The organism is Pseudoxanthomonas sp. P4_B2 (assembly GCF_056402315.1).
Genome location: NZ_JBFUHQ010000001.1, coordinates 598039 through 616782 on the forward strand (window position 1 = coordinate 598039; position 18744 = coordinate 616782).

At 62.7% G+C, this 18744-nt stretch carries 19 protein-coding genes; 7 read left to right on the top strand and 12 right to left on the bottom strand.

Annotated elements, in window-relative coordinates; translation table 11 throughout:
* Positions 1-116: 116 nt before the first annotated feature.
* The 4 genes from AC1DTQ_RS02665 to AC1DTQ_RS02680 all read right to left on the bottom strand — a co-directional run bounded on the left by AC1DTQ_RS02665 (position 117) and on the right by AC1DTQ_RS02680 (position 2599).
* The gene (locus tag AC1DTQ_RS02665; protein WP_477847719.1) at positions 117-650 is read right to left on the bottom strand and encodes a hypothetical protein; all 534 of its coding nucleotides are present in this window, start codon (positions 648-650) and stop codon (positions 117-119) included.
* A 109-nt stretch (positions 651-759) separates the two neighbouring features.
* Positions 760-1683 (bottom strand): DUF6929 family protein, encoded by a 924-nt coding sequence (locus tag AC1DTQ_RS02670; protein ID WP_477847721.1) that lies wholly within the window; start codon positions 1681-1683, stop codon positions 760-762.
* 6 nt (positions 1684-1689) lie between these two features.
* Positions 1690-2316 carry a TetR/AcrR family transcriptional regulator gene (locus AC1DTQ_RS02675; protein ID WP_310090492.1) on the bottom strand — a complete coding sequence of 209 codons (627 nt, stop codon included), beginning with the start codon at positions 2314-2316 and terminating at the stop codon, positions 1690-1692.
* 25 nt (positions 2317-2341) lie between these two features.
* Positions 2342-2599: an acyl-CoA-binding protein gene (locus tag AC1DTQ_RS02680; RefSeq protein WP_310090493.1), complete on the bottom strand. Its 258-nt coding sequence runs from the start codon at positions 2597-2599 to the stop codon at positions 2342-2344.
* 164 nt (positions 2600-2763) lie between these two features.
* On the opposite strand from AC1DTQ_RS02680, the gene AC1DTQ_RS02685 reads away from it, so the two are divergent.
* Complete coding sequence (locus AC1DTQ_RS02685) at positions 2764-4752, top strand: SDR family oxidoreductase (protein ID WP_477847723.1); 1989 nt, start codon at positions 2764-2766, stop codon at positions 4750-4752.
* A 28-nt stretch (positions 4753-4780) separates the two neighbouring features.
* Here AC1DTQ_RS02685 and AC1DTQ_RS02690 read toward each other — a convergent pair whose 3' ends face one another.
* From AC1DTQ_RS02690 to AC1DTQ_RS02700, 3 genes are all read right to left on the bottom strand, one after another.
* On the bottom strand, positions 4781-5776 hold the full coding sequence (locus tag AC1DTQ_RS02690; protein WP_477847725.1) for a restriction endonuclease: 996 nt from the start codon (positions 5774-5776) through the stop codon (positions 4781-4783).
* 216 nt (positions 5777-5992) lie between these two features.
* Entirely contained in the window at positions 5993-6532 is a 540-nt protein-coding gene (locus tag AC1DTQ_RS02695) for a phasin family protein (protein ID WP_477847727.1), read from the bottom strand.
* Positions 6533-6618: 86 nt separating this feature from the next.
* Positions 6619-7914, bottom strand: coding sequence for a patatin-like phospholipase family protein (locus tag AC1DTQ_RS02700; protein ID WP_477847728.1), 1296 nt, complete (start codon positions 7912-7914; stop codon positions 6619-6621).
* 129 nt (positions 7915-8043) lie between these two features.
* Here AC1DTQ_RS02700 and AC1DTQ_RS02705 point away from each other — a divergent pair, with 129 nt between their 5' ends.
* On the top strand, positions 8044-8757 hold the full coding sequence (locus AC1DTQ_RS02705; RefSeq protein ID WP_477847729.1) for a DUF8198 family protein: 714 nt from the start codon (positions 8044-8046) through the stop codon (positions 8755-8757).
* A gap of 62 nt (positions 8758-8819) precedes the next feature.
* On the opposite strand, the gene AC1DTQ_RS02710 is transcribed toward AC1DTQ_RS02705, so the two are convergent.
* On the bottom strand, positions 8820-9095 hold the full coding sequence (locus tag AC1DTQ_RS02710) for a polyhydroxyalkanoic acid system family protein (protein WP_310090499.1): 276 nt from the start codon (positions 9093-9095) through the stop codon (positions 8820-8822).
* Between the two features lie 101 nt (positions 9096-9196).
* Here AC1DTQ_RS02710 and AC1DTQ_RS02715 point away from each other — a divergent pair, with 101 nt between their 5' ends.
* The gene (locus AC1DTQ_RS02715; RefSeq protein WP_477848349.1) at positions 9197-10000 is read left to right on the top strand and encodes an FHA domain-containing protein; all 804 of its coding nucleotides are present in this window, start codon (positions 9197-9199) and stop codon (positions 9998-10000) included.
* Here AC1DTQ_RS02715 and msrQ read toward each other — a convergent pair.
* The gene (gene msrQ / locus AC1DTQ_RS02720; RefSeq protein ID WP_477847731.1) at positions 9969-10598 is read right to left on the bottom strand and encodes a protein-methionine-sulfoxide reductase heme-binding subunit MsrQ; all 630 of its coding nucleotides are present in this window, start codon (positions 10596-10598) and stop codon (positions 9969-9971) included. The two genes, AC1DTQ_RS02715 and msrQ, sit on opposite strands and share 32 nt — an antisense overlap.
* 34 nt (positions 10599-10632) lie before the next feature.
* Positions 10633-11601: a protein-methionine-sulfoxide reductase catalytic subunit MsrP gene (gene msrP, locus AC1DTQ_RS02725; RefSeq protein WP_477847733.1), complete on the bottom strand. Its 969-nt coding sequence runs from the start codon at positions 11599-11601 to the stop codon at positions 10633-10635.
* A 154-nt stretch (positions 11602-11755) separates the two neighbouring features.
* On the opposite strand from msrP, the gene serC reads away from it, so the two are divergent.
* The 3 genes from serC (at position 11756) to aroA (ending at position 15798) form a co-directional block, all read left to right on the top strand.
* Positions 11756-12841, top strand: a complete 1086-nt coding sequence (gene serC / locus AC1DTQ_RS02730) for a phosphoserine transaminase (RefSeq protein ID WP_477847734.1) — start codon at positions 11756-11758, stop codon at positions 12839-12841.
* A gap of 53 nt (positions 12842-12894) precedes the next feature.
* The gene (pheA, locus tag AC1DTQ_RS02735) at positions 12895-14055 is read left to right on the top strand and encodes a prephenate dehydratase (protein ID WP_477847735.1); all 1161 of its coding nucleotides are present in this window, start codon (positions 12895-12897) and stop codon (positions 14053-14055) included.
* Between the two features lie 429 nt (positions 14056-14484).
* Positions 14485-15798: a 3-phosphoshikimate 1-carboxyvinyltransferase gene (gene aroA / locus AC1DTQ_RS02740; protein WP_477847736.1), complete on the top strand. Its 1314-nt coding sequence runs from the start codon at positions 14485-14487 to the stop codon at positions 15796-15798.
* On the opposite strand, the gene AC1DTQ_RS02745 is transcribed toward aroA, so the two are convergent.
* Together AC1DTQ_RS02745 and AC1DTQ_RS02750 are read right to left on the bottom strand one after the other, a co-directional pair.
* Complete coding sequence (locus AC1DTQ_RS02745; protein ID WP_477847738.1) at positions 15785-16357, bottom strand: energy transducer TonB; 573 nt, start codon at positions 16355-16357, stop codon at positions 15785-15787. The genes aroA and AC1DTQ_RS02745 overlap by 14 nt on opposite strands.
* A 118-nt stretch (positions 16358-16475) precedes the next feature.
* Complete coding sequence (locus tag AC1DTQ_RS02750; protein WP_477847739.1) at positions 16476-17138, bottom strand: energy transducer TonB; 663 nt, start codon at positions 17136-17138, stop codon at positions 16476-16478.
* Positions 17139-17249: 111 nt separating this feature from the next.
* Between AC1DTQ_RS02750 and serS the strand changes: the two genes are divergently transcribed.
* The gene (gene serS / locus AC1DTQ_RS02755) at positions 17250-18530 is read left to right on the top strand and encodes a serine--tRNA ligase (protein ID WP_477847740.1); all 1281 of its coding nucleotides are present in this window, start codon (positions 17250-17252) and stop codon (positions 18528-18530) included.
* Positions 18531-18744: the final 214 nt, after the last annotated feature.

Consider the following 18744-nt stretch of genomic DNA (forward strand, 5'->3'; position numbering starts at 1 on the left):
CCTTTTTTGAGATTCGGCGCGCGATGCTGTTAGTGGAAGCCTAATGTCTGAACTAAGCCGGCCGGCAGCGGTAACTAGAAACCAGCCCGCCGCTGGCGGTCGGCTTGAGTAAATTGTTAGGCACTGGCCCGCAATGCGGGGAGGGCAGTGCCGCATGTGGGACAGAAGCTGTCCGTGTGAGCGACCTTATGGCCGCCCGGGCACGTCGGTGTGCTTAGCAGCCACGGCTTACGGTACGCCGAGAAAAGAATGGAAAACGCCAAGCCGTAGAAGAGCATCCAGTGGCCCGAGAACCCACGAATCGTCGCGGGAGAAAGGTCGCTGCCAGATGCTTGGCCAGCCGTCGTTTGGCCGAATGCAATGAAGAAGTTGAGGAAGGCGTAACCGAAAAGGCCCATGGCCGTGTAGCGCATCCAAGTGGGACATCCAGCCAGGATAAGTTTCCATGAGGCGCGGGTACGCTGGCCCTGGTTAAGTCGAATGGACACAAGTACGGCCGGTAGCCACACCACAAAAACGCCAATGTGCAGGCCGAAGACAGAAATGCCGCCTGGAGGCAGAACGCCAGCCAAGGCCAATAGATGCGCCACGAGGCTTGCAAGGAAGCCGAGGCCTGCCAGCACCATAAAGGGAACGAGGATTGCGACCATGGTTGTTCCAGTGCTGAACTGCGATTAGACCCCAAAGTTGGGTGTATCGCCGATTCTGGGTAGTGCCCGGGAGGCCTGTCAATCAAAGTGGCGAGGATTTCCCATGGAGTCAGGCAGGAATCTCGGCGCCTAGCAGTTTAGCCGGCACGCTTGCATCGTCCGCATCGGTTACCAGAAGCAGACTTATGCGGTCACCTTCGGCTGTCGCATGGATACCTTCAACCTTTTCCGTAGGTTCGAGGTGAAGCATGGTTTCCACGCGGCCATCGGTTCCGATAATTCCGATGATGGCGCCCAGGCAAGGGCCGTCCAGGTAGCTGTCTTCCGTGTTTTCCGCCACCGCGCTGAATACGATACGGCCGTCAGACAAGGCTGCGCCATCGGTGAAGGAGAGCGGGGCGCCTTCGATCGCGCCAAGGTCGAAGCTCTGTACGCGACTTGCGGAGATCGGGGAAGCGTTCGCGGTTTCGGGATTCGTAACGCGGAAGATTTCGTGCAAAGGAAACGAGATCAGCGCGCTTTCCGGCTGCGCTTTGCTTCCGCGCTGGAGAAGTACCAGTTCATCTCCGAGCACCAAGGCGCCTTCGATGTTCAAGGCGGGGAAGCTGCTCTCCAGCGATGAGTAGAAGGGAGCCAGGTCATACGGGCATGGCTCTCCGACAATGCGGCCGGATTCGTCGAGCTTCAATACGACGCCGGTACGCCGGTTGGGCTTGGATCCGGAAGCAAGCGCCAGTAGAGCGCCATGCGGATATCCGGTAGAGCTTGGCAAACGGACGAGCGCTTCGAGGTCTGGCTTGAGCGCCTTGCGCTCGGCAGAGGCGTTGGGCAGTTCACCCGGGAAAAGCCGGACCAAAGCGCCGACCCCGGCTCCGCTCCTGTCGAACACACCCAGATGCAGCTCGTCGTCTGCAATTACATACAGGAACTCGCCGACGACAACCATGCCGCTCGCCGCGCTGATGTGTCGGGCATCGTCCGTATTCGGTGGCGACGCGAGTGTCAGCTCGCGAATGAATCTTGTGGCCACCATCGTGGCCTAGTCCAGGTAGGCCTGCGTCAACGTATTCAAATGCACCCGTTCCGCATCGCGCAGGAACGGGGCCAGCAGCATCATCACCTGCACGATGCCGTGGCGAATGGCGACCTGTTCGTCCTTGTCGCCACGGGCGGCGGCGTAGTTGAGCCAGAAAGTGGCGATGACCAGCACGTTGGTGGCGGTGCCGGCCAGTTCCGCAGCCGAGGCGCGCATGATTCCCGCCTGCGACATGCCACGCATCACCGTGTGCGCGCTGTCGTCGGCGCGCTTGAGGATGCGCGCGAAACGCATGCGGATGCGCCGATTGCGGCTAAGGATTTCCACCAGATCGCGATACAGGAACCGATAGTCCCAGATGCACTCGAACACCAAGTGCAGTTGTAACCAGATATCTTCCAGTCCCGGCAGGCGCCCGGACGGAGTCGCCAACGCGGCGTCCATGCGCTCTTCATAGCGCGCGAACAGCTGCTCGATGATGTCGTCCTTGTTGCGGAAGTGGTAGTACAGATTGCCGGGGCTTATTTCCAGCTCATCCGCAATGTGGTTGGTGGTGACATGCGGTTCGCCCTGCGTGTTGAACATCGCAAGCGAGGCATCGAGGATGCGTTGGCGCGTGTCGCGTGCCACCAGGGTCGGGTTCGGTGCTGGACGGTCAGGCGGTCAGCTTCTTCACCAAGTCCACGTATTTCTTCTGCGCCTCTTCCTGCGCGGTGCCCTTGAGCTTGGCCCAGGCCTCGTATTTGGCGGTGCCGACGAAATCGAAGAATCCCGGCTTGTCGCCGCTGACGTCGCCTTCCGAACCCTGCTTATAGAGCGCATACAGGCGGAGGAGAGTGTCGTTGTCCGGTCGCTCGGACAGGCCCTGGATCGCCTTGGATGCCTGTTCGAAGCTGCTTTTCAGATCTGCCATTGTAAAGATCCCTCCCAGTGATCGCGCGCATCACACCACGCGGGGCAGGATGGGTCAATGCCGTCCGATCTGTGATGGCATTGTCGAACAGCGCCATCTCTGGCAACTTAGGCCGCAGGGACGCAGCGGAGGGGCCGCGCCCACATACCAGGGATAGTCCGCACATGAGTTATTTCGTCACTGGCGCCACAGGTTTCATCGGCCGCTACCTGGTCACCAACCTGCTCAAGCGCAGCGGAGTGGTGTACGTGCTGGTCCGTAAGGATTCGCAGAAGAAATTCGACGCCATCGCCAAGAAGGCGGGGTGGGACCTCAAGCGCGTCAGCGTGGTCTATGGCGATATGACCAAGCCCAAATGCGGACTCACGCCCAGCCAGGTGCGCACGCTGTCGGGAAAGGTGAAGCATTTCTTTCATCTGGCCGCCATCTACGACCTGGCAGCGAGCGCTGAGGCGCAACGCGCCGCCAATATCGACGGGACCCAGCATGCGCTGGACCTGGCCGCAACGATCAAGGCCGGAGTGTTCCACCACACCAGTTCGATCGCGGCCGCCGGCCTGTATCCGGGCATCTTCCGCGAAGACATGTTCGACGAGGCCGAAGGCCTGGACGACCCTTATCTGCGCACCAAGCACGATTCCGAAGGGCTGGTGCGCAACGAGAAGCGCTTGAAGTGGCGCATCTACCGCCCCGGGATGGTCGTGGGGCACTCGCAGACCGGCGAGATCGACAAGATCGACGGGCCTTATTACTTCTTCACCCTGATCAAGAAGCTGCGCGAGATCCTGCCGGCGTGGATGCCGGTGCTGGGCATCGAGGGCGGGCGCATCAATATCGTGCCGGTGGATTACGTGGCCGACGCCATGGACCACATCGCGCACAAGCCCAAGCTGGATGGCCACACCTTCCACCTGACCGATCCCGAGCCGTTGCGCGTGGGCGAAGTGTTGAACACTTTCTGCCGTGCCGGCCATGCGCCGGAGATGACCATGCGCATCGATGCGCGCATGTTCGCCTTCGTGCCCAGCGGTATCCGCGGCGCGGTCGGCAACCTGCCGCCAGTGAAGCGTTTCATCGGCATGCTGCTGCGCGACTTCAAGATTCCGAAGGAAGTGCTGAAGTTCATCACCTATCCCACGCGCTTCGACAGTCGCGAAGCGGAGCGGGCGCTGAAGGGTTCGGGCATTGCGGTGCCCAAGCTGGAAGGCTATGCGTGGCGGTTGTGGGACTACTGGGAACGGCACCTGGACCCGGATCTGTTCATCGACCGCACTCTGAAGGGCAAGGTCCGCAACAAGGTCGTGGTGATCACCGGTGGTTCGTCGGGCATCGGCCTGTCGACCGCCCAGCGCGTGGCCGAGGCTGGCGCGATCACCGTGATCGTCGCGCGTGGCGAAGAGGAACTTTTCAAAGCACGCGATGAGATGAAGAAGGCGGGAGGCAAGGTCTTCGCCTACACCGCGGATCTGGCGGACATGGCCGACTGCGACCGGCTGGTGAAGCTGGTGCTGGAGGAGCACGGTCACGTCGATATCCTGATCAACAACGCGGGCCGCTCGATCCGCCGTTCGATCGAAGCCAGTTACGATCGCTTCCACGATTTCGAGCGCACCATGCAGCTGAACTATTTCGGCAGTATCCGCCTGATCATGGGCTTCATGCCCACCATGACCCATCGCCGCAAGGGCCACATCATCAACATCAGCTCCATCGGTGTGCTGGCCAGTTCGCCGCGGTTCTCGGCGTACGTGGCGTCGAAGGCGGCGTTGGACGCCTTCAGCCGCTGCGCGCAGGGCGAGCTGTCGGGCAAGGGCATCAGCTTCACCACCATCAACATGCCGTTGGTGAAGACGCCGATGATCGCGCCGACCAAGATGTACGACAGCGTACCCACGCTGTCGCCGGAAGAAGCCGCAGACCTGCTGGTCAAGGCGATCATCGAGAAGCCGAGCCGCATCGCCACTCGCCTGGGCATCTTCTCGGCCCTGGTCAATGCGGTCGCGCCGAAGGCTTACGAGGTGATCATGAGCACGGCGTTCGAACTATTCCCCGATTCGGCGGCGGCCAAGGGCGACCGCAAGGCGCTGAAGGAATCGGCGCCCAGCCAGGAACAGATCGCCTTCGCTTCGTTGATGCGCGGAGTGCACTGGTAGGCGGGATGACCCGTCAGTCAGCTTCGTTTCAGAGCGCTTCGCACTGCCGCCAGCGCACCTGCTCGGCGCTGCCCTGCGGAGGGTTCATCTGCACCCGGATCAGCTGCAGGTCTGGATAGGCCTTCAGCTGGTCGCAGACTAGGGGCCAGGCGGCGTCTTCGGCGACAGCACGGTCCACGGACAACGTGGACCGCGATATCCATACGCCGCGGATGATGCCCGGCGTCTTGGACAGTTTCCTGGAGATTTCCGCGCGATGCTTTTCGGTATCGGCTTCGACGGCAGCTTCGGTGACGCCGGCAGCCCGCGCGGCGGTCGCTGGCGCGGGTTTTGGTGTCGCCACAATGCTGGGTGCTACAGCGGTGGGCTTGTCGGGCACTGAGGGAGCAGGAGCCGCCGCTACCGGAGCGGGCGCCGGCTTCGATTCGGGAGCCAGTCTGCCCGGAAAGGCCGACGCCGATGCCAGACCCAGGGTGAACGCTCCCAGCCAGGCAATGCCGATGTGGCGGCGAGCGCGGGACGAGGCATTGCCGGCGATGCGGCGCTGCAGGTTGCCTTCCACCATTGGCTTGACGGTGGGCCAGAGCAGAGGACCATCGATCACTTCGATGCTGTATCGGCCGGCTTTTTCGACACCGCCCTTGTCCAGTACGCCCTCGGTCACCAGAATCCCGCCCTGGACGCCCCTCAGACGTATCTCCGAGGCGAATTCGTCGACCGCGGCAGAACCGATGCGATAGGCGGAGCCATGCTTACAGGCCAGCAACAGCTGCTTACCCTGGCCAGAGAGCAGGAAACTGGCGCTGTGTTCCTGGTTGTCTTCATGGGCGGTCGGAATCCGCTCCAGCCCGCGCAATTCCATGGCTTCCAGAATCAGGCGGGAGAAATCGCGCCAGCGCATCCCGGCAAGTGCCAGCAGGCCCGCGGCGGTTTCATCGTCGCGGCGGCGGATCAGCCAGAGGTAAGCAGTGGTAACGGCACCCACGAGCAGCGTAATGACCGATCCGAACAACCAAGCGGGCATGATTACCTTTCAAAGGACCTGAGGAATCTCACATTCTACGCCAGGGTCCGGCGACACCGATTTGCGGGCACGAAAAAGCCCGCCAGTCCGAAGTCGTAAGGGGAGGGGAGCATACGTACTTCGAGTGGACTGGCGGGCTAGTAACGATTGTTACGTTTTATATGGTGCCTTGCAACATTTTTTTGAGAACGGTGTGTGCCGTGGTTTAGCAGCTGCTTATTTGGCGGATTTGCGTGCGTTCTTCCTGACCGGCGCCGCCTTTTTCGCAACGGATTTCTTGGCGGCGGCCTTCTTCGCGGCGCTCTTGCGCGGCGCGGCGCCACCGCCCAGCTTGCGCAATTCGCCATTCAGCGAATCCACGCGGTCGATCAGGGCACTGAGGTCTTCGCGGCTGGGCACTTCCAGGCGACGCAACGCGCGCTGCACGCGTTCCTCGAACACCTTTTCCAGGCGGTCCCAGGTGTCGGAGGCCCGCTCGCGTGCCTGGCCGACCTTGCTTTCGACCGCATCGCGTACCGCGCCGACCTTGCCGCCCGCAACCTTGCGGGTGAGTTGTTCGACCGAAAGACCTTCCTTCACCAGCGTTTCGAAAAGTTTGTTTCCTTCGGCCTGGGCCCGGCCGAAGGCGCCGACGCCGGCAAGCCACACCTGCTGCGCCGATTCGCCGAGGTTCTTGGAAAGACGTTCTGCCTGCGCCTGCAGGTCGGGGTTGCTCGCGGAGGTGGTCTTGCGCGCGGTTTTCTTCAGCTTGGCCATGGGTTCCGTCGACAAATCGAATGATTGAGGAAGCCGAAGAATCGCCCGCTTGTCTAGAGCTTTCACACCACCCGCGAGCGCATCACCTACGAGCGTCTATTCGCGTTGCCGCTAACTCGACCAGCTGATTTCAACGCGGGGGTAGTACGCCGCGTGCGACGCTTGGCCACGACCTGGTCGACATCGTCGAGCGCGCGTCGCAGGCGCGCAGTCGTTTCGGTCATGCGCGGGGCGACATCCAGGCCATCCAGCAGCGAGCGGTGGCGGTCGTTGATGATTTCGTCGCGCAGGCCGATGCCGTGCGCGGCCAGCATCGGCCGCAACACGCCGGCGCGTTTGCGCAAGTCGGCCAGCGTATTGCGGTAGGCGAGCTGGCAGACCCGGTGGCGTGCTGAGAAGCTGAAGAGATTGGTGAAGAACAGTTCGCTGTCCTCCGCGTTCGGTTCGAACACCAGTTGGTCGATGTTGGGGAACTGATGCGGGTATTTCTCCATGCCGATCTGCATGCGCGACTGCAGCAGGGTGCGCAGGGTCTGCGACAGCACGGCAGGTAGACCGCCACTCGCCAGTCCGCGCCGCTCTTCTTCGCCGGCCTGCGGCGCGGCATTGCCGGCGTCGAAGGGCACCAGCGGATTGATGCCGATCATCAGGTCGATGCCGCGTTCCAGTACGGTGGAGGCATGCATGGTCCGACGCAGAGCACCGTCGAGGAAATGACGGCCGTTGATCTGCACCGGGGAATACAGGCCCGGCAATGCGGAGCTGGCCTGCACGGCTTGCGAGATGGGCACGCCGTCCCAGCCTTTTTCGCCGAAGCGCACGGCTTCGCCGCTGTCCAGGTCCACCGCCACCACGAACAAGTCGGCGCCGAGGGTGCGGAAATCGTTGCTGCGGCCCCGGCGGGTGAACACATCGCGCAGGAAGCTTTCCACGCCCTCGCTGTCGAAGAGGCCGGTCGGCACCAGCCCGCCGAAACGCAGGATCAAGTCCGACAACCGGGTGGCCTTGCGTGGATTGAGCATCAGCCGGCGCGCCCAGTCGGCATACAGGCCGGGCAGAGTGGCGGCGCGGCGCAGGTACTCGCCTACGTTGGGCTTGAGGAATATCTCCGGGCGGAACACGGCATCGTCGCTGGTGCCGGTAATGAAGATGCGGCACATCTCGGCGGTGCTCATCCGGTTGGCCAGACCGGCAGCGAGGAAAGCGCCGGAACTGACGCCCACATAGCAATCCATACGGGTCAGGTCCAGGCCATCCATCGCCTCGTCCATGGCCCGCAATGCACCCAGTTCGTACATGCCGCCGATGGGGCCGCCGCCGGCGATGGCAAGGCCTATGCGGCCATCGGTGCCACGTTTCTGGGCGCTATGTAGTGAGAGCATGCACAATCCGGCTGCGAAAAACTGCCCGAGTGTAGCCGACAAGTTCTAGAGCTTGTAAACGTTATCCCTATAGCAATAAGTAGGGTGGAAGCTTGCGATCGGGGTACCTTGCCCCCGATCATTCGGTGCATGGCTCGCGGCAACCCCCTCATCGAACGGCTCGGACGCCGCCTGGCTTGTCACCAGGCCCTGCACGACCAGGCACGCGAACCCCGCAACCGGCTGCGGTGGCTGCCGATCCTGCGCAGCTGGCAGACGAAGCGGCTGGAAGCAAGCTTCGAGCATTTCCTCTACGACCCGCAGCGGCGCGCCGCTGCGCTTTTTTTTCTGACCGACGTCTACGGCGATCGCGATTTCAGCCGGCGCGACGCGAACATAGCCAAGGTAGTCCCCATGATGCAGCGCTTGTTGCCTGCGGCGGTGTTGGGCACGGTCGCCGGCGGCATCGAGCTGGGGGCGGTGACCCATGCACTGGATTTGCGCATGGCCGAAGCACTGCAGCGCATCGCGCCTACACGCAAGCGGCTGGACGCGGAGTTGTATGGAAAAGCTTATCGCCAGGTGGGGCACCCGCGTTTGCGCGTGCACCAGATCGATCTGATTTCGGGGGTGGGCGTGGGCCTGGCGAAGGCGGTGCGCACTCCCGGTGTTTCCATGCTTCTGCGCCTGTCGCGCGGCCCGGCCAAGGCCAGTGGACTGGGCGAGCTTCAAGGTTTTCTGGAGCGCGGCTTCGCCGCTTTCTCCGCTCTGGGCGACGGCAAGGCTTTTGTCGCCGATATCGAAGAATCCGAACGCGTGGTGGCCGAGCGGCTGTTCAATGGCGACCCTGATCCCTTCCGGTAGGTCGGGGCTACGTCCCCGACGCTTCGGCATTTCATGCGTCGAGGGTGTAACCCCGACCTACATCAATCGAATTTTTCGCTCAGCACGCGCCTGATTTCGGATTCGATCGGGTCCTTCAGCATCGACAGCATGAACCCGAGCTGCGCGGTGACGTGCAGTTTCTTCGGCGATAATTTTATTTTTCCGTCGACGCCGGACCGGTTGAAGGTGAGCGTGTCGCCGTCCCATTCGTGTTGCATGCCGAAGCGTTCGGACAGTTTCTCGGCGACGTCTTCCAGCGCCTTGCGCGCCTGTTTCGGCGTTTTGGAGTGTTCGTGGTGGATGTCGATGCTGGGCATGGGCGCGGTTCCTGCTGTGCTGGGCTTGTTGTGCTGTGCTTATTGTGCGCAAGCTTGCCGCCGAGTCCAAGCCGCAACGCGGCATGTTAGTCTCGCGCGTCGTGGAAAACCTCAGACTCCATTTCGGCAACCGCCAACAACCCGATCGCGCGCTGGTCACCGGCGTGCATCGTATCGTGCGCGAAGCCAGCGGCCTGCTCGGTGTGGGCGATAACGCTCAGGGCGCCTTGCTGGCCCAGTTCTGCATGGACCGTCGCGGCTTGTGGCTGCAGGTGGCCTCGGGTATCCGGGGCATCCATGTCAACGGCAGACCGGTACAACGCATGGCGCTCTTGCGCGCCGGCGACACGGTCTACCTCGATGGCGCCGAAATCCTGGTACAAGCCTCGCACCAGGGTCTGGACGCGGTGCCGCCGGCCGATCCGGCCGACAGCAGCGATCCGCGCATCGTTCTCAGGGGCGTGGGCGGCAAACACCACGGACGCGCCTACGCACTCTCGCAACCCTGCCTGGTCGGAGCTTCGCTCAACGCGGCGATCCGCATCGACGATCCGGGTTTTGCCGACCGCCATGCGCAACTGGAACGTCGTGGGGACCGCGTGCTGTTGCGCGATCTGGGCTCGTCCAGCGGAAGCATGGTCAACGGAGTCGCGGTGCGCGACGCCTTGCTCGCGTCCGGCGACCAGGTGGCTTTCGGCAGCCAGCATCGGTTCTTGGTGGAAGTGCCCTGGCAGGAGGCCTCCGGCGACGCCCCTGAATTCACCGACGACAGTGTCCAGGAGGGAACCGGCGCGGATTACGCCCCGGCCAAGATGCATTCCCTGCGGCGCTGGCCATGGTTGTTGCTAGCGGCCCTGTTCCTGGCTGCGATGCTCAGCGCGCTATTGCTGTTCGGCGCCGGCTGAAGGCTTTCCACGCGCGCCAGCCCAGCAACACCGCCAGGATCGAGGCGTACAACAGCGGTTCGCGGATGTCGGATTTCACCAGCCACCAGAAATGCAGCACGGCCAATACGCCGGCGGCATAGACCAGCTTGTGCAGGCGTCCCCAATTGCGTCCCAGACGCTTGATCCAACCCTTCGTCGAAGTGATGGCCAATGGCAAAAGCAGCAGCCAGGCGCTGAAACCCACGGTGATGTACGGACGCTTCACGATCTCCGCGAATATCTGCGTCCAGTAGCCGCGCAGGTCGAGGCCAAGATAAGCGGCGAAGTGCAGGCAGGCGTAGAAGAACGCGTACAGGCCGAGCATGCGGCGAAAGCGGATCAGCACCGGCTGCCCGCTCAGTTGCCGCAGCGGCGTGATCGCCAAGGCGACCATCAGCAGCCGTAATGCCCACAGGCCGAGACGGTGCTCGATCTCGGCCACCGGATCGGCGCCCAGCGCGTCGCTGTTGGTCTGCCAGACATCGTAGAACTGCCAGGCCAGGATCGTGGCCGGCGTCAGCGCGGCGAGGTGTACCAGGGTTTTGGCGACGATGATGCCGTTGGAAGTCTTGGCCATTACGATCCGTTGTCAATCCGTGCCTGTCTTCCGTTCAATACCACTTCTTGAGATCCAGACCCGAATACATCGAAGCCACCTGTGCAGCGTAGCCGTTGAAGAGCCGGGTAGGGATGCGCTCGGCGAACAATTTGCTGGCGTTGCCGGCGATGCGGCGCTCGGTCTTCTGGCTCCAGCGCGGGTGGTCGACGGCCGGATTCACGTTGGAGAAGAAGCCGTACTCGGAGGGTTGCAGGTCATGCCAGGCGGTTTCCGGCATCTTCTCCACGAACTTGATCTCCACGATCGACTTGATGCTTTTGAAACCGTACTTCCACGGCACCACCAGCCGCAGCGGCGCGCCGTTCTGCTGCGGCAGCGGCTTGCCGTACAGGCCGGTAGCCAGCAAGGTCAGCGGATGCATCGCCTCATCAATGCGCAGGCCTTCGCGATACGGCCAGTTGATCGAGTTGTAGCGTACGCCGGGCATCTGCCGGGGATCGGCCAAGGTGGTGAAGGCCACATACTTGGCCTTGGACGTCGGCACAAACTTCTTCAGTACCTCGCCCAAGGGCACGCCCAGCCACGGGATCACCATCGACCAACCTTCCACGCAACGCAGCCGGTAGATACGCTCTTCCGGCGTCAATCCCTTGATCAGGTCTTCCATGGCGATGCGTCCGGGCTTGGCGCATTCGCCGTTGACCGCCACCGACCATGGCTTGGTCTTCAGAGTCTTGGCGGCAGTGGACGGATCGGTCTTGCCGGTGCCGAATTCGTAGAAATTGTTGTAGCTGGTGATGTCGGCGAACTTGGTCAGTTCTTCGGTGGTGCGGAAACCCGAACGCGCTTGCGCCGGGGTGACCACCGTCTTGGGGGCGGCGGGCGGCTCGGCTTCGGCGCAACCGGCCAGGGTCAGCGCCGGGGCCATGGCAAAGGCCTGCAGCAGCGTGCGGCGCTCGCGGTAGACCGATTCGTCGGTGACCTGGCTGGACGGGATTTTCAGTGCATCGCGGAGTGACATGAGGGTGTTCCTTAGGATTTCATAACTATAGAGGCGGGCGGGCGGCAAAAGGTTTCGCGGCCGCGCGATCCAGACAGCAGAAGTTACGTTTGAAACCAGGACTGCTCTGGGTGCTGCGCTGCGGCATACTAGGCGTCCACTTTGCAGGCCCACCATGACCCGCGTTTTCAATTTCAGTGCCGGCCCCGCCACCTTGCCGGAATCAGTGCTGCTGCAGGCCCAGGCGGAAATGCTCGACTGGAATGGCGTGGGCGCCTCGATCGTGGAAATCAGTCATCGCAGCGCCGATTTCATCGCGGTGGCCGCCGAGGCCGAAGCCGATCTGCGGACCTTGATCGGAATTCCAGAAAACTACGCGGTGCTGTTCCTCTCCGGGGGCGCCACCACCCAGCAGGCCTTGCTGGCCCTGAATTTCGCTGCGCCCGGCCAGACCGTCGATTACGTGGTCACCGGCCACTGGGGCAAGACGGCGATCAAGCAGGTCGCGCCCTACGCCAAGGTGAATATCGCCGCCGATGGCGAACCGGAAGGTTTTCGCAGCATTCCCGCGCGCGACAGTTGGAAGCTGACGCCCGACGCGGCTTATGTGCATATCACCGCCAACGAAACCATCCACGGCGTCGAATTCCGCGACACTCCCGAAGTCGGCAATGTTCCGCTGTTCGCCGATTTCAGCTCCAGCATCGCTTCGGAACCCATCGACGTATCGAAATACGGCGTGATCTACGCCGGCGCGCAGAAGAATCTGGGCCCGGTAGGCGTGGCGGTGGTGATCATCCGCCGCGATCTGCTGGAACGCAGCGGCCAGCCGCGCGCGGACATCTTCGACTACCGCTCGCATGCCGCGCGCGACTCCATGCTCAACACACCGCCGACCTGGAACTGGTATCTGGCCGGACTGGTGTTCAAGTGGATGCTGGCGCAGGGCGGGGTGGCCGAGTTCGCTCGCCGCAACGCATTGAAATCGAAGCTGGTGTACGACGCCATCGACGCTTCGGGCGGGTTCTACCGCAACGAGGTGGTGCCGCAGGCGCGTTCGCGTATGAACATCCCGTACTTCTTGCCGGACGAGACGCTGACTGCTCGCTTTGTCGCCGAGTCGAAAGCAGCTGGCTTGCTGGCGTTGAAGGGCCACAAGGCGGTCGGCGGCCTGCGCGCTTCGCTGTACAACGCATTGCCGGTGGAAGCGGCGCAGGCGTTGGTCGATTTCATGCGCGATTTCCAGCAACGCAACGGTTGATAGCGCTCATCACCACCCACGCAACATCCGGAAAGACCGAGAGAACGAACCTCATGGCAGCAAAACCCAAGAAGCCGGCGAAGAAAGCCGCAAAACCCGCAGCGAAGAAGGTAGCCGCCAAGGCTACCGCAACCGCGCCGGTGCTCGCCGACGTGCGCGCCCATATCGATGGCATCGACCGCCAGATCCAGGGCCTCATCGCCGACCGCGCCGCGTACGCGCTGCAGGTCGGCAAGGCCAAGGGCAAGCTCGCCGCCGCCGTGGACTATTACCGCCCCGAGCGCGAGGCCCAGGTGCTGCGCATGGTGGTGGACCGCAACGAAGGCCCGCTCAGCGATGAAGTGCTGGTGCACGTGTTCCGCGAAATCATGTCCGCCTGTCTGGCGCAGCAGGAGCCGTTGAAAGTCGGCTTCCTCGGCCCGGAAGGCACCTTCAGCCAGCAGGCAGTGATGAAGCACTTCGGCCGGTCCGCGCACGGCCTGCCGCTGGCCAGCATCGAGGAAGTATTCCAGGAAGTGGAGAACGGCAACGCCGATTTCGGCGTGGTGCCGGTGGAGAATTCGGGGCAGGGCACCATCCAGGTCACCCTGGACATGTTCCTCACCTCCAACCTCAAGATCTGTGGCGAAGTCGAGCTGCGGGTGCATCAGTACCTGCTGTCGCGTACGGGCCGCATCGAGGATATCGAGCGCATCTACTCGCATCCGCAGTCGTTCGCGCAGACTTCTTCCTGGTTGCGCTCCAACCTGCCCAAGGTCGAGAAGATCCCGGTTTCCAGCAACGCCGAAGGCGCGCGGCGCGCTCGCAATTCGGACGACGCGGCCGCCATCGCCGGCGAGAGCGCAGGCCATGTCTATGGTTTGAAGAAAGTCATCATGGCCTCGATTGAGGACGACGCCGACAACACCACGCGCTTCCTGGTGATCGGCCGGCAGATCTTTCCGTCGTCGGGCCATGACCGCACCTCGGTGCTGGTGTTCATCCGCGATCAGCCCGGTGCGCTGTTCAATGTGCTGAGTCCGTTCGCGCGCCATGGCATCAGCATGAATCGCATCGAATCGCGGCCCTCGCACCACGCCAAGTGGGAGTACGGATTCTTCATCGACCTGGCCGGCCACGTCGAGGACGAATCGATGAAGAAGGCGCTGGCCGAATTGGAAGCGCATTCGGCCCAGATCAAGGTGCTGGGTTCGTATCCAGTGGCGGTGCCGTAAGTCTTGATCCTGCTCCTGCATTTGGCTCTGCTTCTGCCTCCTCCCTCGCGCGCAGCGCAGGGGAGGATTGAGGAGGGGTGCTCTTGATCTTGCGTTTGTTCTTGCTTCAAAGCGTTTCGCGCGTTGCGCGAGTCACTTTTCTTTGAACGGCAAAGAAAAGTAACCAAAAGAAAGCCGCCCTAACGTCGCGCCCGGCGATGAAGCTGCCGGGTCCGCAAGCAGGCCGGGAATTTCCGTAAGGCGCATCCTGCGCCTCCGGAAACGGCGCACATCCATGTGCGCCGCCCCTTCGGGGTTGATCCCGGCCTGCTTGCCGCGTCTCACGGGGCAAGTTGGAGCTAAAGCTAAAGCCTAGATGATTAGCTTAGGCATTGATAAACACTTCCAGCTTTCGCTGGGATGACGGTACAGGCGAGTAGGATTCAAAAAATGACTGGAAAGCAAAACTGGACCGTTTCCCCCGGCCAAGCGCTGCGCGGAGAAATCGAGATTCCCGGAGACAAGTCCGTCTCTCACCGCGCGGTGATGTTCGCGGCCCTGGCCGATGGCGTCTCCCGCATAGATGGTTTCCTGGAAGGCGAGGACACGCGTGCGACCGCCGCGATCTTCTCGCAGCTAGGGGTGCGCATCGAAACCCCTTCGCCCTCGCAACGCATCGTGCACGGCGTGGGCGTCGACGGTTTGCGCGCGCCTGCAGGGTCCCTGGACTGTGGCAATGCCGGCACCGGCATGCGCCTGTTGGCAGGCTTGCTGTCCGCGCAAAAATTCGACAGCGTTCTGGTGGGCGACGAATCGCTTTCTAAGCGCCCCATGCGCAGGATCGTGGATCCGCTCGCGAAGATGGGCGCGCGCATCGATTCCGAGCCTGGCGGCGTGCCGCCATTGCGCATCCATGGCGGGCAGCCGATCCGCGGCATGGACTACACGCTAGAGGTGGCCAGCGCGCAGGTGAAGTCCGCAGTGCTGCTGGCCGGTCTGTACGCCGAAGGCGAAACCGTTGTGCGCGAACCGCACCCCACCCGCGACTACACCGAGCGCATGCTCTCCGCATTCGGTGTGGATATCGAATTCTCGCCGGGCCATGCGCGTCTGCATGGCGGCCAGCGCCTGCGTGCCACCGATATCGCCGTGCCCGCCGATTTTTCCTCGGCGGCGTTTTTCATCGTGGCCGCCAGCATCGTTCCCGGTTCGGAACTGCGCCTGCGCGCTGTCGGCCTGAATCCGCGCCGCACCGGATTGCTGATCGCATTGCGCGCCATGGGGGCGGACATCACAGAAGAAAACCGCAGCGAGCATGGCGGCGAACCCGTCGCCGATCTGGTCGTGCGTCATGCGCCGTTGCATGGCATCGAAGTGCCGGTGGAAATCGTGCCGGACATGATCGACGAATTCCCCGCCCTGTTCGTCGCTGCGGCCTGCGCCACCGGCAACACGGTGGTGCGCGGCGCGGCCGAACTGCGCGTCAAGGAATCCGACCGTCTCGCTTCCATGGCGGCGGGCTTGCGCGTGCTAGGCATACGGGTGGACGAAACTCCCGATGGCGCTACCCTCCTTGGCGGCCAAATCGGAAGCGGTGCGGTGGACAGCCATGGCGACCATCGTATCGCCATGGCTTTCAGCGTGGCCGCCCAGGCGGCGTCCGGGAAAATCGAGATCTCCGATGTGGCCAATGTGGCCACATCGTTCCCGAATTACGATGCGCTGGCGCGAAGCGTCGGTTTCGGATCGTTTACTGGCTCTTGAACTCCACCGGTACCACCACGGCGCCGGCTACGGCCTTGCCGTCCTTCATCGCAGGCTCGAACCGCCATTTGCGCACGGCGTCGGTCACCGCCCGGTCCAGATCGCGGCTGCGTTCGCCGCTGCGTTCCACCACCGTGACATCGGTGGGATTGCCATTGGCGTCGACTTCGACGCGTACGCTTACGCTGCCTTCCACTCCTGAGCGCAGCGCTTGCGGCGGGTACTTCGGCGCCTGATTGCCAGCCAGCGGCGACGGATCGCGGGTGAGCTTGGCGACTGGTTTTGGCTTTGCGTCGGGCTTTTTCGCCACCGGTTTCTTTTCCGCCACTACCGAGGGGGCCGGTGTCGTTTCCCCGACCACTGCAGGCTGCTGAGTGGTAGCTGACGTATCGACGGCTTCGGTGGCCTGACGTTTTCCATACCACCACAGGCCCAGTGCGATCAGCGCCACCAGCACCAGCAACCAGAGCAATGCGCTGCTGTTGCGAGGCGGCGCGACAACGGGGGCATCGGGGTCGACACGGTTGTAACCAGGGTCGTTCGGATTGGGTGTGGACATACTTGACCTCCCTGAACAAGTGAATGAACAGGTGGAGTCTTGCACGCGGGTTTGTTGCGAAAGCGTCACGGCACCGTGAAAGCGCCTACTTGGCGCCCAGGCCGTTCAGGTTCGGAAGCTATTGGTCGGCCTTGAAATCGATGGGGATGACTAGGCTCGCGGCGACGGCCTGGCCATCGCGTTGCGCGGGCATGAAACGCCACTTGCGCACCGCTTCCATGGCCGCGCGATCGAGGTCGCGCGAACCGCTGTGCTGTACCAGCGCCACGCCTGCCGGGGCGCCGTTGGCGTCCACTTCCACCCGTACCAGCACCGTGCCGCTTTCGCCTCTGCGCAGTGCTTCGCTAGGGTAACGTGGAGGCGGCGTCTGTCCGTTGAGCGGAACCGGTTGGTCGCCTGGCGCGAGTGCGACGGTGCCGGGCGCGGTCGAAGCACCTGCCTCCGGAGCCGCAGGCAATGCGCTTTCGTCGATGGGTGCGGGCAAGGGCGGCGGCGGTGTTTCCACCAGTTGCGGGCGGTCCGCCTGTTCGGCGCCGGTGCCCGCTGAAGGCATGTCGCTGGCGCTGTCGCCGCCGGCCAAAGGTTCCGGCAGGGCTTCCAGTTCGCTCAAGGGCTTGCCGGGCGCGGTGGGCTCCACTTTGTAGAACGCCTGGTCGCGCCCCATCCACCAGACGATCAAGAACAGCACCAGCCCGATTCCGAAGGCAATGCCCGCAATACGCAAAGCACTACGCGGCAAGCGGAAAACGTAGTCGTGTTCTGGTGGATTGGAAGCGGGCATGGCGGGTTCCGGTCGGTTCGGGGCGATTCTGACATGGCCAGAGGCGATACGACGAGGCAACCGCGGGCAGATCAGGCGATAATTAAGCTTCGATATCCACGAATTCATTCCATGCTCGATCCTGTCCTGCTTCGCTCCCATCCCGCCGAACTCGCCCGACGCTTGCAAGCGACCCGCGGCTATAGCCTCGACGTGTCCGCGTTGGAAGCGCTGGAGTCCTCGCGCAAGCAACTGCAGACCCGCACCCAAGAGCTGCAGAACCTGCGCAATACGCGCTCCAAGGCCATCGGCCAAGCCAAGTCCAAAGGCGAGGACACGACTGCGTTGATGGCGGAAGTGGCCGGATTTGGCGAAGAACTGAAGGTTTCGGAAGTCGAGCTGGAGCGCCTCCGCGGCGAGATCGAAGCCATCGCGCTGGGCATTCCCAACCTGCCGCACGACAGCGTGCCGCCGGGCAAGGACGAGAGCGGCAATGTGGAAGTGATGCGCTGGGGCACGCCGCGCACGTTCGATTTCGCGGTGAAAGACCATGTGGAACTCGGCGCGCGTCACGGCTGGTTGGATGGTGATGCGGGGGCGAAACTGTCCGGCGCTCGTTTCACTGTGTTGCGTGGGCAGCTCGCCCGTCTGCACCGCGCGCTGGCGCAGTTCATGCTCGACCTACACAGTAACGAGCACGCCTACGAAGAAACCAATGTGCCGTTGATAGTCAACGAGGATTCGATGCGCGGCACCGGCCAGTTGCCGAAGTTCGAGGAAGACCTGTTCGCCACGACGGTTGGCGAAAGCAAGCGTTACTTGATTCCAACCTCGGAAGTGCCGCTGACCAATATCGTGCGCGACGAAATCCTGGAAGACGCAGCATTACCTCTGCGCATGACCGCGCTTTCCATGTGCTTCCGCGCCGAAGCCGGCAGCCACGGCCGCGATACCCGCGGCATGATCCGCCAGCATCAATTCGAGAAGGTGGAAATGGTCTCCATCGCGCGCCCGGCCGAGAGCTACGACGAGCACGAGCACATGACCCGCTGCGCCGAAGTGGTGCTGGAAAAATTGGGTCTGCCGTACAAGCGGATGCTGCTGTGCGCCGGCGACATGGGCTTTTCCGCCACCAAGACTTACGATTTGGAAGTCTGGCTGCCTTCGCAAGACACCTACCGCGAAATTTCATCGTGCTCCAACTGCGAGGACTTCCAGGCCCGCCGCATGCAGGCGCGCTGGCGCAATCCCGCCACCGGCAAGCCGGAGCCCGTGCATACGCTCAATGGTTCCGGTGTTGCTGTGGGCCGCGCGATGATCGCGGTGATGGAGAACTACCAGAATGCAGATGGCTCCATCACCGTGCCGGAAGTGCTGCGTCCTTACATGGGCGGTTTGGAAACCATCGCCTAACCCGTCACTGCCGGGTAACCAGGTACGATCGGTGAAAATAGAAAAAACGGACGTCATCCCAGCGAAGGCTGGAATCCATTTTGCCTTTGCTGTTTCTGTTTTGTACTAACCAGATCAAGATCAAGATCAAAATGGATCCCAGCTTTCGCTGGGATGACGATTCGTTTTTTTCACCTTGCGCAGAAAACGGGCCTACTCGCGCAAGCCCGCTTCG

Coding starts and splice junctions, on each gene's coding strand:
- AC1DTQ_RS02665 (WP_477847719.1), bottom strand. CDS start 650: ATGGTCGCAATCCTCGTTCCCTTTATGGTGCTGGCAGGCCTCGGCTTC.
- AC1DTQ_RS02670 (WP_477847721.1), bottom strand. CDS start 1,683: ATGGTGGCCACAAGATTCATTCGCGAGCTGACACTCGCGTCGCCACCG.
- AC1DTQ_RS02680 (WP_310090493.1), bottom strand. CDS start 2,599: ATGGCAGATCTGAAAAGCAGCTTCGAACAGGCATCCAAGGCGATCCAG.
- AC1DTQ_RS02685 (WP_477847723.1), top strand. CDS start 2,764: ATGAGTTATTTCGTCACTGGCGCCACAGGTTTCATCGGCCGCTACCTG.
- AC1DTQ_RS02690 (WP_477847725.1), bottom strand. CDS start 5,776: ATGCCCGCTTGGTTGTTCGGATCGGTCATTACGCTGCTCGTGGGTGCC.
- AC1DTQ_RS02695 (WP_477847727.1), bottom strand. CDS start 6,532: ATGGCCAAGCTGAAGAAAACCGCGCGCAAGACCACCTCCGCGAGCAAC.
- AC1DTQ_RS02700 (WP_477847728.1), bottom strand. CDS start 7,914: ATGCTCTCACTACATAGCGCCCAGAAACGTGGCACCGATGGCCGCATA.
- AC1DTQ_RS02705 (WP_477847729.1), top strand. CDS start 8,044: ATGGCTCGCGGCAACCCCCTCATCGAACGGCTCGGACGCCGCCTGGCT.
- AC1DTQ_RS02710 (WP_310090499.1), bottom strand. CDS start 9,095: ATGCCCAGCATCGACATCCACCACGAACACTCCAAAACGCCGAAACAG.
- msrQ (WP_477847731.1), bottom strand. CDS start 10,598: ATGGCCAAGACTTCCAACGGCATCATCGTCGCCAAAACCCTGGTACAC.
- msrP (WP_477847733.1), bottom strand. CDS start 11,601: ATGTCACTCCGCGATGCACTGAAAATCCCGTCCAGCCAGGTCACCGAC.
- serC (WP_477847734.1), top strand. CDS start 11,756: ATGACCCGCGTTTTCAATTTCAGTGCCGGCCCCGCCACCTTGCCGGAA.
- pheA (WP_477847735.1), top strand. CDS start 12,895: ATGGCAGCAAAACCCAAGAAGCCGGCGAAGAAAGCCGCAAAACCCGCA.
- aroA (WP_477847736.1), top strand. CDS start 14,485: ATGACTGGAAAGCAAAACTGGACCGTTTCCCCCGGCCAAGCGCTGCGC.
- AC1DTQ_RS02745 (WP_477847738.1), bottom strand. CDS start 16,357: ATGTCCACACCCAATCCGAACGACCCTGGTTACAACCGTGTCGACCCC.
- AC1DTQ_RS02750 (WP_477847739.1), bottom strand. CDS start 17,138: ATGCCCGCTTCCAATCCACCAGAACACGACTACGTTTTCCGCTTGCCG.
- serS (WP_477847740.1), top strand. CDS start 17,250: ATGCTCGATCCTGTCCTGCTTCGCTCCCATCCCGCCGAACTCGCCCGA.